Origin of the sequence: Chitinophaga niastensis (assembly GCF_003014755.1) — a bacterium.
Lineage (GTDB): Bacteria > Bacteroidota > Bacteroidia > Chitinophagales > Chitinophagaceae > Chitinophaga > Chitinophaga niastensis.
The window spans coordinates 639,442-652,555 of the sequence record NZ_PYAW01000002.1 but is presented as its reverse complement, the minus strand read 5'-3'; the positions used below and the strand labels follow the sequence as shown (position 1 = coordinate 652,555).

The window sequence follows — 13,114 nt, the reverse complement described above, 5'->3', positions numbered from 1 at the left end:
AATCGTTAAACAATTAACCAATAACCATTATTATTTGTAGCTACGTTGTGTAGGTTTACATTCTTCGAACACCAGTGGTTCCTTGTGCAGTTCGTACTGGCCATAGCCTTTGTACTCCCATGCTGCCACATAGCTGAAGTTATCATCATCACGTTTAGCTTCACCATCTTCTGTTTGAGATTCTTCCCGGAAGTGGCCACCGCATGATTCGCGACGATTGAGGGCATCCATGCACATTAATTCGCCCAGTTCCAGGAAATCAGCCACACGGCCGGCTTTCTCCAGTTCAGGATTAAATTCTTTTGCTTCACCTGGTACCCGTACTTCTTTCCAGAACTCAACACGCAGTGCTTTGATTTCTTCAATTGCTTCTTTCAGACCTTTTTCGTTACGTGCCATACCGCACTTATCCCACATGATCTTACCGAGCTTCTTGTGGAAGTAATCAACAGACCTGGTGCCTTTGGTGGTCATGAACTTATTGATGATATCCTGTACACTTTTCTCTGCTTCCACAAACGCAGGATGGTCTGTAGAAATAGCTTTGGTGCGGATCTCATCTGCCAGGTAATTACCTATTGTATAAGGAAGAACGAAGTAACCATCTGCCAGGCCCTGCATCAGTGCGGATGCACCAAGACGGTTAGCGCCGTGATCAGAGAAGTTAGCTTCACCCAGTGAGTACAAACCAGGAACGGTGGTATTCAGTTCGTAATCTACCCACAGACCACCCATTGTGTAGTGTACTGCCGGATAGATACGCATTGGTAATTCGTAAGGATTTTCACCGGTGATTTTGGCGTACATGTCAAACAGGTTACCATATTTTTCGGCTACTACTTCTTTACCCAGTTTAATGATATCTTCTTTGGAAACGTTGGTGAGCTGACGTTTACCTACTTCAATACTTCCGTAGCGTTCAATAGCTGCTGCGAAGTCGAGGTATACCGCTTGTCTGGAAGTACCTACACCAAAACCGGCGTCGCATCTTTCCTTAGCTGCACGCGAAGCCACATCACGCGGAACGAGGTTACCGAAGGCAGGATATCTTCTTTCCAGGTAATAATCTCTTTCTTCTTCCGGAATATCACTTGCTTTACGGGTATCGTTTTGTTTTTTAGGTACCCAGATACGACCATCATTACGCAGCGACTCTGACATGAGCGTGAGTTTTGACTGGTGATCGCCGGAAACCGGGATACAGGTAGGGTGAATCTGTGTGAAGCAAGGGTTAGCGAAGTAAGCACCGTTTTTGGTTGCTTTCCATGCTGCTGTTGCGTTAGAACCCATTGCATTGGTAGACAGATAGAACACGTTACCATAACCACCACTGCAGATCAATACAGCGTGACCAAAATGACGTTCCAGTTCACCGGTAACGAGGTCACGTGCAATGATACCGCGTGCTTTACCATCGATTTTCACGATGTCGAGCATTTCATGGCGGCTGTACATTTTCACATTACCCAGTGCTACCTGGCGCTCCAGTGCAGAGTATGCACCGAGCAGCAGCTGCTGGCCAGTTTGGCCTGCTGCATAAAAAGTACGTTGTACCTGTGTACCACCAAAAGAGCGGTTACTTAACAGTCCACCGTATTCACGTGCAAAGGGAACGCCCTGTGCCACGCACTGGTCTATAATATTGCCGCTTACCTCTGCCAGGCGATGCACGTTAGCTTCGCGGGCGCGGTAATCACCACCTTTTACTGTGTCGTAGAATAAACGGAAAACAGAGTCACCATCATTCTGATAATTTTTCGCCGCATTGATACCACCCTGGGCAGCAATACTGTGCGCACGGCGCGGACTATCCTGAAAGCAAAATGCTTTTACTTTATATCCTAATTCACCTAATGAAGCCGCTGCTGAAGCGCCAGCCAAACCAGTACCAATTATAATCACTTCCAGATTGCGCTTATTGGCAGGGTTCACCAGCTTACAGTGTCCTTTATAGTCTTCCCATTTAGAATTTAATGGTCCGGCAGGAATTTTTGCGTTCAACATATATCCTTACTTTACAGAATTATTTGAAATAGATTACAACGGGAATAATGGCAAAACCAATAGGGATAGCTATTCCAAACAGCCATACGCCAATAAAATTGATTAACCCATTGTATTTTTTATGATTTAAGCCAAAGGTCTGGCAAGCGCTTTTAAAGCCATGGATCAGGTGAAAAGACAAACCGATCATACCAATTACATACAATGCAACCAGCCAACCTTGTTTAAAAGTTTCCTGAGATACGCGATAAAGATCTTTTAATGGTTCCTCGAAACCAGCATAAGTTTGGGTAGGCATGTCACCGTAGTGGAACTTTGCCCAGAAATTAGCCAGGTGGATAATGAGGAAGATGAAGAGAATACTTCCCATGATAGCCATTTGACGGCTGAACCAGGAGGAGGTTTGATTACCCGGACTCACGGCGTATTTCACCGGACGGGCTGCCCTGTTACTGAAAGTAAGTTGGATAGCAATAAATGCGTGGAGCAGAATCACAATTTTGAGCCCCCAGGCAATAAACTGAATCAGGCTGTTATGACCCATGAACGCTGCATATGCGTTAAAAGCTTTGCCTTGGTCGTTATAAAGCAGCTGGAAGTTACCCGCCAGGTGCACAATAACAAAACTGCAAAGAAACAAGCCGGTAGCACCTACCAATAACTTCTTACCGATAGAGGTATTAAAGAACTGTGACCACTTCATAAGTAAAATTCTAAGCTTCCTAGTATAAAAAGATGATTGAAATGTCGGGCAAATTTAACGCAGGAAAAATAAAAACCAAATGATATTTCTCATGTTTTACCGCTATACGGCATTCTTTACTCGATTAACATAACATGAAAATCAAACAATCACACATTCAATTTTTCTCTTTTGCAACGATCAGATGCCCCTACTCCAACCGTTTCAACATAATATTATCCACCATGTTATACAAATGTAAAGGTTGATATGTTCGCCATTTATCATCGTCCAGCAGGTGAACATAATTATTTAAGCGTGCTCTTTCGAACTCCTGACGTGTTTGTACCGGCATATTCAGACTTACTATCCAGCCGCCATCATCCTTAATATCATCCCACCACTCTTCATAATAGCAGTCGTCGGAAGAATGAAAGTTCATCACGTTTTCTGTAATAAGAATATATTTAGTGATCCCTTCTGCGATCAGCGTATCTATAATATTACGCTTCAATGTCATGATGTCGTTGTCAATGGCATCATTCCATTCTCCCAATAATTCTATAATGGCAAAATTGAACTGGTAATCTGTAAACAGTATTTTCAGGTACAGGTTGCGGGAACCAAATTCATCCCATTGCGGATGGATATAATAATTATATACAGAGTTGGTATATTCAAACTCGCTATACTCCCTGCCGTAAAACGGCGACAGTTCATCTTCTTCAGCGGTATATAAGTGCCGCCAGTTGTAAAAGGGCTCTATGTTATGCATATCTGGTATTCAATGCAAAATTCGGGTTAAATCATTTTTGTGCAAAATCGTCTACTGCCTTTTTTACGCTGCCGGCTTTTAATAACAGCTGTTGTGCCAGTTCATAATCGGTGAGTGATAATTTCTCCATCAGCATTTTTACGCCGCGGTCTACCAGCTTTTCGTTACTCAGCTGCATGTTTACCATTTTATTATCTTCTACCCTTCCCAGCTGGATCATCACGGCAGTAGAAACCATATTCAGTACCAGTTTTTGTGCTGTGCCGCTTTTCATGCGGGTGCTGCCGGTGATAAATTCCGGTCCTACCACCACTTCCACGGGAAAGTCTGCCGCAGCAGATACGGGGGTATCAGGATTACAACTGATGCTGCCGGTAATGATACCATTGCGGCGGCATTCATCCAGTGCACCTATCACATAAGGTGTAGTACCGCTGGCAGCAATGCCTACAACCACATCTTTATTGGTAATATTAAATTCCTGTAAGTCTTTCCAGCCTTGCTCCCGGTCATCTTCTGCAAACTCCACCGCCTTACGGATAGCAGCATCACCGCCGGCAATAAGACCAATCACTAATCCATGTGGCACCCCAAAAGTAGGTGGGCATTCAGAGGCATCCACAATACCTAAACGCCCGCTGGTACCTGCTCCCAGGTAGAATAAACGGCCACCGGCCAGCATTTTATCGGCAATGGCAGCCACCAGTTTTTCAATTTGCGGCATTGCTTTTTCCACCGCCAACGGAACGGACTGATCTTCTTTGTTCATATCTGTCAGTAGCTCCTGCACACTCATCTTTTCCAGGTGACGATAGTGAGAAGCCTGTTCCGTTACTTTTATAAATGACATATTTATTTGTTGAAAATGATTAACGATGATATTCCAGCAAGCCGTCCATAGGCGTGCGCAACACCTTGCCCATAGGCAATTCATAGAGGTCGCACAATTCCCTGATAATGTCCTGGAAATGCCAGGCCACGCCACCAGTGAAATGCAGGGCAGTTGTCCAGCTTTCACGGTATTTATAAATATGACTAAAGAAAAAGTCGTTTAATCCATCTTCTAATATATTCTCGATCAGGAAATGCTGCCGGTTCTCCGACAGGAATTCTGCGAATCCTGACAAATAGCGGTTGGCCAGTGGTTTCCGGTATACATTCTCCAGGATCTCGTCTTTATTAGTATGGTATTTATGCTCGAAGCGCAATTTTAAATCTTCATCAAAAGTATTATAGAGATAGTATTGCAATACCTTTTTTCCAAGATAAGCGCCACTACCTTCATCTCCCAGGATATAACCCAGGCCGGGATTATTTTTAACGATCTCTTTCCCATCATAATAACAGGAGTTGGAACCGGTACCCAAAATACTGGCAATTCCTTGCTCATGGCCACAAAGCGCACGTGCAGCACCCATCAGATCATGATTAACCTCCGCAGTTGCAGCTGGCCACACTGCTTTTATAGCAGCTGATACCAGTGCTATATTTTTTTCCTGCGACAAGCCTGTGCCATAAAAATGAACTTCACCTACGGTGATATCTGCCGGCAGCTGCGGTAACAATTCTGTTTCCAGGATAGCTTTAATTTGCTCCGCAGATTGAAAATACGGACTTACGCCCTGTGTCCTCACTATAGTGGGTTGACCTGCTCCCAGCAAGCCCCAGTCTGTCTTTGTAGACCCACTATCTGCTATCAGCTTTATTCTTCCGCTCATATCCTGTAATTTATGAAATTAAAGAATCCTAAAAGTTTGCACCCGATTTATGCTATTTTTGTCACAATTTAAACAAAAGGGTTTCATATAAACAAATAGCCACCTTTAAGTTTAAGTGACAATGATACATGTATGCGGCAAATCGCTTTCCGCCAGCGGCTTATATTACATGGTTAAAGATTGGTCATATAAATTAGCGGGATAATAATCAAATTATGTCTAACAGGAAGCTGAATGTTTTTTTGCCTCTTCTTTTTGCAGTTGTGTTAGCCTTGGGAATGTTCCTTGGGCATAAAATGCCAGGATCAAACAATGGAGGCGCCACTGTATTTTTTACGAAACCCGCCAAGGGACCGTTACAGGAAGTGATGGACCTTATCAAAGCTAAATATGTAGATTCACTGAATACCGATGAATTACAACAGGAAGCGATAGAAGGGATGCTCGCCCACCTCGACCCGCACTCCATCTACATTCCACCGGCACAATTGCAACAGGTGAATGAAGATATGGACGGTAACTTTGAAGGTATTGGTGTAGAGTTTAATATCACTGCAGATACGGTAAACGTGATCAGCGTCCTGAGTGGTGGTCCGTCTGAAACAGCCGGCGTACAAAGCGGCGATAAGATCCTGAAAGTGAATGACAGCCTGGTAGCAGGTAATGGCATCACACCAGAGAAGATCCGTAAACTGTTACGCGGCCCTGCCGGATCTATGGTAAATGCCACCATTCTCCGTCAACAGAAAAAAGTACAGATCCCTATTAAAAGAGGTGTAATTCCTTTATACAGTGTAGACGCCAGCTATATGGCGGCTCCTGGTGTGGGCTATATCAAGATCAGCAAGTTTTCTGCCACCACCTACGATGAATTCATGAAAGCGATACGTGGACTGGAGAGACAAGGCATGCAGAAACTGGTTATTGACCTGCGTCAGAACCCCGGTGGCTACCTGGATGCAGCTACCCGCATTGCTGATGAATTGATTGATGACCAGAAACTGATATTATATACCAAGGGAAAAGATTTCCCACGGACTGATTATAAAACCAAACGTCCGGGTATGTTTGAGAAAGGTGCGCTGGCTATTCTTACAGACGAAGGCTCTGCTTCCGCCAGTGAAATTCTCGCCGGTGCCGTGCAGGACTGGGATCGTGGTACTATCATTGGTCGCCGTACTTTTGGTAAAGGCCTGGTACAGGAACAATACGACCTGGATAATGGTGGTGCACTGCGTCTCACAGTAGCCCGCTACTACATTCCTTCCGGCAGAAGTATCCAGAAACCTTATGGTAAAGGACATGGTGACTATGACGAAGATATCGTAGAGCGTTATCACCATGGTGAAATGGTAAATAAAGACAGTATTAAAATAACAGATACGGTACCTTATACAACCGCTGCCGGCCGCCGCGTATATGGTGGTGGTGGTATCACACCGGATATTTTCATTCCGTTTGATACGGCGCGTTTTTCGCCAACACTAACGGCTATCTATACACGTAATGCCTTCGGTAATTTTGCGTATAAATATTATACATCACATAAAGATGCATTCAAACAATATAAGAATGCAGCAGATTTTACCAAACAATTCCAACCCGGTAATGAGCTGATCAGCGAATTCAAAACCTACGCTAAAACCGACAGCGTTCCTGGTCTTGACCGCCTGAATGCACATGACGAATCCGAGATCAGGGTTCGCCTCAAAGCAATGCTGGCCCGTCAGTTATGGAGAACGGAAGGTTTCTATGAAACGATCAATGCAGATGATCCGATGGTAAAGAAGGCACTGGAAGTAGTGGAAAAAGATGCACCATTGAAATAGATTGTCTTGCTCAGGATTAGACTGATTATAATGATTAGGATGATTATTTTTTGAGCGAGTATCTGAACTGTGATTTTTATGATTAATATGATTATCCTGATGAGCGAAGATCTTAGCGCGTATTGTTTGAACCATGATTAAAGGATTTAAAGGATTACCCGGATGGATCCGGGAGATTGATAATATTATATAAATAAGAAACCCGTTCAGGTTAAGCCTGAACGGGTTTCTTATTTATATAAATTGTAAGTATTTAATCTTATCTCTAAATAATCATCCTCAAAAATCTTCACTCATCAGGATAATCATATTAATCATAAAAATCACAGTTCAGACAACACCCGCTATAATCTTCGCTCATCAGGATCATCACATCAATCATAAAAATCACAGTTCAGATACTCGCTCAAAAAATAATCATCCTAATCATTATAATCAGTCTAATCCTGAGCAAGATGATTACTGCGATTTACGTTGCATTTTAGGTAATGACTGTACAATCAGGTCATTCATTACGTTCACTGCTTCATCGAGGTAGATATCTTTTGTTCTGATCTTGATCCAGTCTTTGTTACGGGCAATTTTAGATGAATCACTACCCAGCTTCTCCATATCAATTTTGATATTGCTGATGTTGAGTTCTTTCACCTTATCGTTTACTGCATCGTATTTTTTGAGGGCAGTAGTATTTGATTTTTGCTCTGTTTTATAGGTTTGCATATTCAGGGAATATGTTTCCTGTTTTTCCAGTTTTTTCAGGGTGTTCAGGTTTTCATTGAGCAGTTTGAAAGCAGGGCTGGAAGCCATTCTCTTTTCACTGTTTCTTTTCAATGATTCTGTATTCACCGGATTGTACCAGGGAGTAAAGGCAGCACGTGGTATTTCATCCCATATTAATGCATCGCTGTCTTTACGTTCTGCTACTTCGTAGTATGGATCTGGCAATACGATATCAGAAGCGACTCCTTTCAGCTGCGTAGAACCACCATCTGCACGGTAAAATTTCTGCTGGGTAAGTTTCAGTGCACCGAGGCTGCCACCATCTTTTACAGGATAGAAATCATCCAGGTTAAAGAGGCGCTGAACGGTACCCTTACCAAAAGTTTGGGTGCTGCCGATGATCACTGCACGCTTGTAATCCTGCATAGCTGCTGCCATGATTTCAGAAGCAGAAGCGCTGTATTCATTTACCATAATAGCCAGCGGGCCATCGTATTGTACATTTTTATCACGATCGCGTAATACCACTGCATCACCGCCTCTGGAACGAACCTGTACCACAGGACCTTCCGGAATAAACAGGCCTGCCATCTGTACTACATCCTGCAGGGAACCACCGCCATTAAAGCGGAGATCGAGGATAATACCTTCTACTTTTTCTGCTTTAAGTTTAGCAACTTCTTTGGCCACGTCATCCGCGCTGCGGGCGCCGTTACGGTCGTTGAAGTCTGCGTAGAATTCCGGCAGATAGATATAACCTATTTTATGTTGTCCGTTGATGATAGCGGATTTAGCGAAAGTTTCCTCTGTTACGATTTCGTCGCGGATGATAGTAATCTCTTTCACGGTACCATCTACACTTTTAACGGTCAGTTTCACCGGTGTACCTTTACTACCGCGGATAAGTTTTACCGCATCTTCTACCGGGTAGCCGGTAATGTCTACTGCTTCTTTATCGCCTTGTGCTACTTTCTGAATAACGTCATTTGCTTTCAGCTGTCCTTGTTTCCAGCTTGGGCTTCCGGTAACGATGCTGATCACTTTAATTCTGTCTCCTTCTTCTTTCAGTTGTGCACCGATACCAAAGAATTTACCGGCCATCTGTTCTTCGAATGCGCGTTTTTCATCAGGCGGGAAGTAGTCGGTATGCGGATCCATTGTAGTGGTGATCGCATTTACATACAGGTTGAAACGATCGTTGTCGTTTTGTCTGTTTTTCAAACGTTCGAAATAGCGATCGTACAATTGTTTCACTTTTGTACGGGCTTCTACTTCGAGTTGTGTATCTGTTTTTACTTTGCTGCTGTCTTTGGCTTTATCTTTCTCCCGCATATCCTGCAGATCAGTCAGTTTTTCCAGTGTACGGTATTTCAGCACTTTGCGCCATGCTTCTTTACGCGCATTTTCATCCGCAGGAAAGTCCACTTTTTCAGGGTCCAGTGTTACTTTTTCTTCTACCGTAAAATCAAACGGTTTGGAAAGAATATCCGGATAGATCGTTGCTGCTTCTGCCACTCTTTGTTTTATCAATGTGTTGATGCTGCGGAAACAATCCAGTGGAGCGCCTTTCAGCTCATCATCGATATGGGTGGATAATGGCATGAGTTTATCCACATCTGTTTTCAGGAAAAATTTCTTTTCCGTATCCAGGCTACGCAAGTATTTATTAAAAACTTCTGTGGAGAATTTGTCATCTATTGGTTTGGGTTGGTAATGCCCTTCTTTCAGCATCTGGCCCACCAGGTTCATGATCACTTCATACCGTCCAGGAGGGTCATCGTTATGTCCCAGCTTATTAAAAGCTAACACGCCTGCGGAGATGCTGAGGAGCAAAACCGGTATAATCACTTTCAGTCTCATATGTATCTCAATTGAACTTAAACGTTGTCTAATCAAATATAAAATAAAATCGCCCGTCGGGTGTGCAATTTATTTCCTTTTAACAAAAAATTGGGCCAAACGGAAGCAAGGACAGATATGTGGCTAAAAACATGCTTACATAAGCACCCCTGCACGGTGTCGGGTTATCTGTTGATAACGAACAAAGTGCAGGGAATGTTGGCTTTAACAAGGGAATATTTAGTGCTAAACGGGAAAAGTTAATCTTTTACCAATTTATATACTGCTCCTTTAAAACCATCTTTAGTGGAGGCGCTGGTGAGCATATAAAGTTCTCCCTGTTCATCTTCTCCCCAACTGAGTATCTGCAAGTTATCATTGGGACGGTTGGATAATTCCAGATCGGCGCGGTCCCATTTTTTGCCATTGGGCACCAGTACAAAGGATTTACCGTTATAATCGCCGAAAACGTATAGTCCTTTCAGTGCAGGTATTGCGTTTCCACGGTATACATAACCACCGGTGATGCTGATCCCCAGATCGTGGTTGTATTCGTGAATAGGTGCAATCAGTTTGGATTTGTCTGCACCGGCAGGTACGTTGAAATCGTGGTAACCTTCCATGATGCGCCAGCCGTAGTTACCACCTTTAGTAATGATATCTACTTCTTCATAGAGATTTTGACCTACATCTCCTGCAAACAGTTTTTTAGTTACTCTGTCAAAGGAAAAACGCCATGGATTACGCAAGCCATAGGCCCATATTTCAGGCTTTGCGCCTGTTTTGTTTACAAAAGGATTGTCTGCAGGTACCTTATACGGTGTGCCGTTGACATTTATTCTCAATATTTTACCCAATACTGTACCCAGGTCCTGGCCATTGCCGGTGGTAGTGCCGTGTTTGTCGCCACCGCCGCCGCCATCACCCAGACCGATGTACAAATAACCATCAGGGCCAAACTGCAGCTGGCCACCATTGTGATTGGATTCCGGCTCATTAATTTCCATGAGTATTCTTTTAGAGGCAGGATCGGCCACATTGGGATTGGTAGCCGATGCGGTAAACTCCACCAGGCGGCTTTTGTGATCCAATACCTTCTTAACCGGATTTTCTACCGGTGAACTGTAATACACATAAAATTTGCGGTTCTTCTTAAAATCAGGATGGAAGGCCATTCCAAGCAAACCTCTTTCATCGTATGCCGGGTTTACCTTTACCATATCGCTGCTTACATCCAGGAAAGGCTGGGCTACCAGGGCGCCTTTTTGTACGATCCACACTTTCCCTTCTTTCTGACAAAAGAATAATCTGCCGGACCCGTCACCAGGTACCGCCATATTCACAGGAGAAATAAACTTATCTGTTACCAGCTCCAGTCTTGCTTTTCGGGCAGGAGGATTATTTCCGTCCGGATTACCTGCGCAGGCAGTTTGTATATTCATTACCGGCAATAAAGCCCAGTATATTAAAGCCTGTATTTTCATAGTAGTGCAGCATTATTGCAGAATAAAAATATACTTAAAAAAGGAAAGCTAATAGCCCCGGACCGATCCCGTTTTGCTTTTTGCTTTCTCTTTTTTACCTTTTCGCTACCTTCGTAAAAAATACATCAGGTTGGACACAACGGCATCTCCCAAGAACGATCCTTACGCTTCGCTACGTTTCCCGGAATTCAAATATTATCTTGTTATCCGCTTTGCTATTGTATTTGCGCTCGCAATGCAGTTTGCCATTATAGAGTGGAAGGTATATGAAATCTCTAAAGATCCTTTTTCATTAGGGTTGATTGGTTTATCTGAAGTGATCCCTGCGGTGCTGCTGGCCCCATTTGCAGGACACCTGGTAGACAAACGCGAGAAGCGGGGCATATTATTAAAGTGCGTCATTGCCTACATTATTATCAGCGCAGGTTTGTTCCTGCTTACCTGGGATCAGGCAGTAGCGGGGATTTCCAGGCACTGGGTATTGAACCTCATTTATTTACTGGTATTTTCAGGCGGTATTGTACGGGCATTTACCAGTCCGGCCAACTTCACGCTGATGTCTTTACTGGTACCACGTGAATTATATGCCAATGCGGCTACCTGGAGTAGTTCAGCGTGGCAGATAGGCGGTGTAATAGGACCTGCACTGGGCGGACTTTTGATCCACTGGTTCGGCGTACACTGGTCTATGTTGCTGGTGGTATTTGTTTTCTTTCCACCATTATTTAGTTTAATACAGATAAAACCCAAACCGATATATTATAAATCACAGGGAGAAAGCTTTGCCGACGGGCTTACCAAGGGCATACGCTTTGTGTGGAAAACCAAGGTGGTATTAGGTGCTATGGCACTGGATATGTTTGCCGTATTATTTGGTGGCGCCGTGGCCATGTTACCTGCCTTTGCTACTGATGTGCTGCATGTGGGATCACAGGGCTATGGCCTGTTGCGTTCTGCGCCGGCTGTGGGTGCGCTGGTGACCATGTTTATACTGGCACACAAACCATTAGTACATAAGCCTGGTATTAAGCTACTGGCGGCTGTTTTCGGGTTTGGACTATGCATTATTGTTTTTGGTCTTTCTACCAGTTTTTACCTTTCCATTGCTGCGTTGCTGGTCAGTGGTGCGTTGGATGGCATCAGTGTTATTATACGTCAGACTATTCTGCAGTTAAAAACACCGGATGATATGCGTGGCCGTGTGGCCTCCGTGAGTTCCATGTTTGTTGGTTCCTCCAATGAGCTGGGGGCTTTTGAAAGTGGGTTTATGGCAAGAGCCATGGGATTGGTAACGTCTGTGGTATTTGGCGGTTGTGTAACGTTGGGGGTAGTAGTTACTACTTATGTGATATCGCCGGCGATGCGGAAATTAGATCTAAAGCCCTAGTGGTAGAGAATTACGAATTACGAATTACGGATCTTCGCGAAGATCTGTATGGAGATCCGTAATTCGTAATTTCTCTTTTTATAGATCCATTTTTTCTTTCAATTTCTCTAAAACATAATAAACAGCCGGACATGTGGTACTGTTTTCATAAGTGATCTTAGGGCGCTTGAAGAAATCGTAGCTATCTGTATAAGGATAGTTAGCACAATCTCCGGGGCGTACATCGTAGATACCACAGAAATTATCGGCACCCAGGAAAGGACATGGGGTGAATTTTAACACATAATCTTCCTCTTTATCGATGCGGAGATAGGTGTCAACGAAATCACCTTCCTTCATGCCCAGGTGTTTGGAGATGCGTCTGATATCTGGTCCTTTGAAACGGGGACTGATGGTTTTGCAGCAATTGCCACATTGCAGGCAATCTATTTTACTGAAAGCTTCTTCATGCAGTTCTGGTAACAGTTTCTCCACACCCTTTCCACGGCGGGTTTGCAGCTTCGCGAGAAACTGTTTATTGACCTTTTGCTTGTCTTGGGCCTTCTGTTCCCAGTCTTCTAATATTTTGTCCATTGCTGCAAAGATAAGTAATTAGTTCTTGGACAAAACCATGACATACATGCCGGTTAATTATCCGTCATTTATCACTGTTTCTGCCCGCCAATACTCACTGTTT

10 protein-coding genes are annotated in these 13,114 nt (G+C 43.7%); 2 read left to right on the top strand and 8 right to left on the bottom strand.

All coding sequences use genetic code 11. The features are described from left to right. Positions 1-30 precede the first annotated feature (30 nt). The 5 genes from CLV51_RS11265 to CLV51_RS11245 all read right to left on the bottom strand — a co-directional run bounded on the left by CLV51_RS11265 (position 31) and on the right by CLV51_RS11245 (position 5,179). Positions 31-2,004 (bottom strand): fumarate reductase/succinate dehydrogenase flavoprotein subunit, encoded by a 1,974-nt coding sequence (locus CLV51_RS11265; RefSeq protein ID WP_106528131.1) that lies wholly within the window; start codon positions 2,002-2,004, stop codon positions 31-33. A 19-nt stretch (positions 2,005-2,023) separates the two neighbouring features. Beyond that, on the bottom strand, positions 2,024-2,707 hold the full coding sequence (locus tag CLV51_RS11260) for a succinate dehydrogenase cytochrome b subunit (RefSeq protein WP_106528130.1): 684 nt from the start codon (positions 2,705-2,707) through the stop codon (positions 2,024-2,026). A 190-nt stretch (positions 2,708-2,897) separates the two neighbouring features. Continuing rightward, complete coding sequence (locus CLV51_RS11255) at positions 2,898-3,461, bottom strand: hypothetical protein (protein WP_106528129.1); 564 nt, start codon at positions 3,459-3,461, stop codon at positions 2,898-2,900. 31 nt (positions 3,462-3,492) lie between these two features. Further along, complete coding sequence (gene murQ / locus CLV51_RS11250) at positions 3,493-4,311, bottom strand: N-acetylmuramic acid 6-phosphate etherase (RefSeq protein WP_106528128.1); 819 nt, start codon at positions 4,309-4,311, stop codon at positions 3,493-3,495. Between the two features lie 19 nt (positions 4,312-4,330). Then, positions 4,331-5,179, bottom strand: a complete 849-nt coding sequence (locus tag CLV51_RS11245; RefSeq protein ID WP_106528127.1) for an N-acetylglucosamine kinase — start codon at positions 5,177-5,179, stop codon at positions 4,331-4,333. A gap of 215 nt (positions 5,180-5,394) precedes the next feature. Between CLV51_RS11245 and CLV51_RS11240 the strand changes: the two genes are divergently transcribed. Continuing rightward, entirely contained in the window at positions 5,395-7,008 is a 1,614-nt protein-coding gene (locus tag CLV51_RS11240) for a S41 family peptidase (RefSeq protein WP_106528126.1), read from the top strand. A gap of 459 nt (positions 7,009-7,467) precedes the next feature. Here the strand turns inward: CLV51_RS11240 and CLV51_RS11235 are convergent, their stop codons facing one another. After that, positions 7,468-9,588 (bottom strand): carboxy terminal-processing peptidase, encoded by a 2,121-nt coding sequence (locus CLV51_RS11235; RefSeq protein WP_106528125.1) that lies wholly within the window; start codon positions 9,586-9,588, stop codon positions 7,468-7,470. A gap of 239 nt (positions 9,589-9,827) precedes the next feature. Then, the gene (locus tag CLV51_RS11230; protein WP_106528124.1) at positions 9,828-11,051 is read right to left on the bottom strand and encodes a PQQ-dependent sugar dehydrogenase; all 1,224 of its coding nucleotides are present in this window, start codon (positions 11,049-11,051) and stop codon (positions 9,828-9,830) included. A 130-nt stretch (positions 11,052-11,181) separates the two neighbouring features. Here CLV51_RS11230 and CLV51_RS11225 point away from each other — a divergent pair, with 130 nt between their 5' ends. Further along, positions 11,182-12,438: an MFS transporter gene (locus CLV51_RS11225; protein WP_106528803.1), complete on the top strand. Its 1,257-nt coding sequence runs from the start codon at positions 11,182-11,184 to the stop codon at positions 12,436-12,438. A gap of 78 nt (positions 12,439-12,516) precedes the next feature. Here the strand turns inward: CLV51_RS11225 and CLV51_RS11220 are convergent, their stop codons facing one another. Beyond that, positions 12,517-13,011: a YkgJ family cysteine cluster protein gene (locus tag CLV51_RS11220; protein ID WP_106528123.1), complete on the bottom strand. Its 495-nt coding sequence runs from the start codon at positions 13,009-13,011 to the stop codon at positions 12,517-12,519. Positions 13,012-13,114: the final 103 nt, after the last annotated feature.

Bases quoted from the DNA above. Each gene is read 5' to 3' on its own strand.
- CLV51_RS11265 (WP_106528131.1), bottom strand. From the start codon at position 2,004: ATGTTGAACGCAAAAATTCCTGCCGGACCATTAAATTCTAAATGGGAA.
- CLV51_RS11260 (WP_106528130.1), bottom strand. From the start codon at position 2,707: ATGAAGTGGTCACAGTTCTTTAATACCTCTATCGGTAAGAAGTTATTG.
- CLV51_RS11255 (WP_106528129.1), bottom strand. From the start codon at position 3,461: ATGCATAACATAGAGCCCTTTTACAACTGGCGGCACTTATATACCGCT.
- murQ (WP_106528128.1), bottom strand. From the start codon at position 4,311: ATGTCATTTATAAAAGTAACGGAACAGGCTTCTCACTATCGTCACCTG.
- CLV51_RS11245 (WP_106528127.1), bottom strand. From the start codon at position 5,179: ATGAGCGGAAGAATAAAGCTGATAGCAGATAGTGGGTCTACAAAGACA.
- CLV51_RS11240 (WP_106528126.1), top strand. From the start codon at position 5,395: ATGTCTAACAGGAAGCTGAATGTTTTTTTGCCTCTTCTTTTTGCAGTT.
- CLV51_RS11235 (WP_106528125.1), bottom strand. From the start codon at position 9,588: ATGAGACTGAAAGTGATTATACCGGTTTTGCTCCTCAGCATCTCCGCA.
- CLV51_RS11230 (WP_106528124.1), bottom strand. From the start codon at position 11,051: ATGAAAATACAGGCTTTAATATACTGGGCTTTATTGCCGGTAATGAAT.
- CLV51_RS11220 (WP_106528123.1), bottom strand. From the start codon at position 13,011: ATGGACAAAATATTAGAAGACTGGGAACAGAAGGCCCAAGACAAGCAA.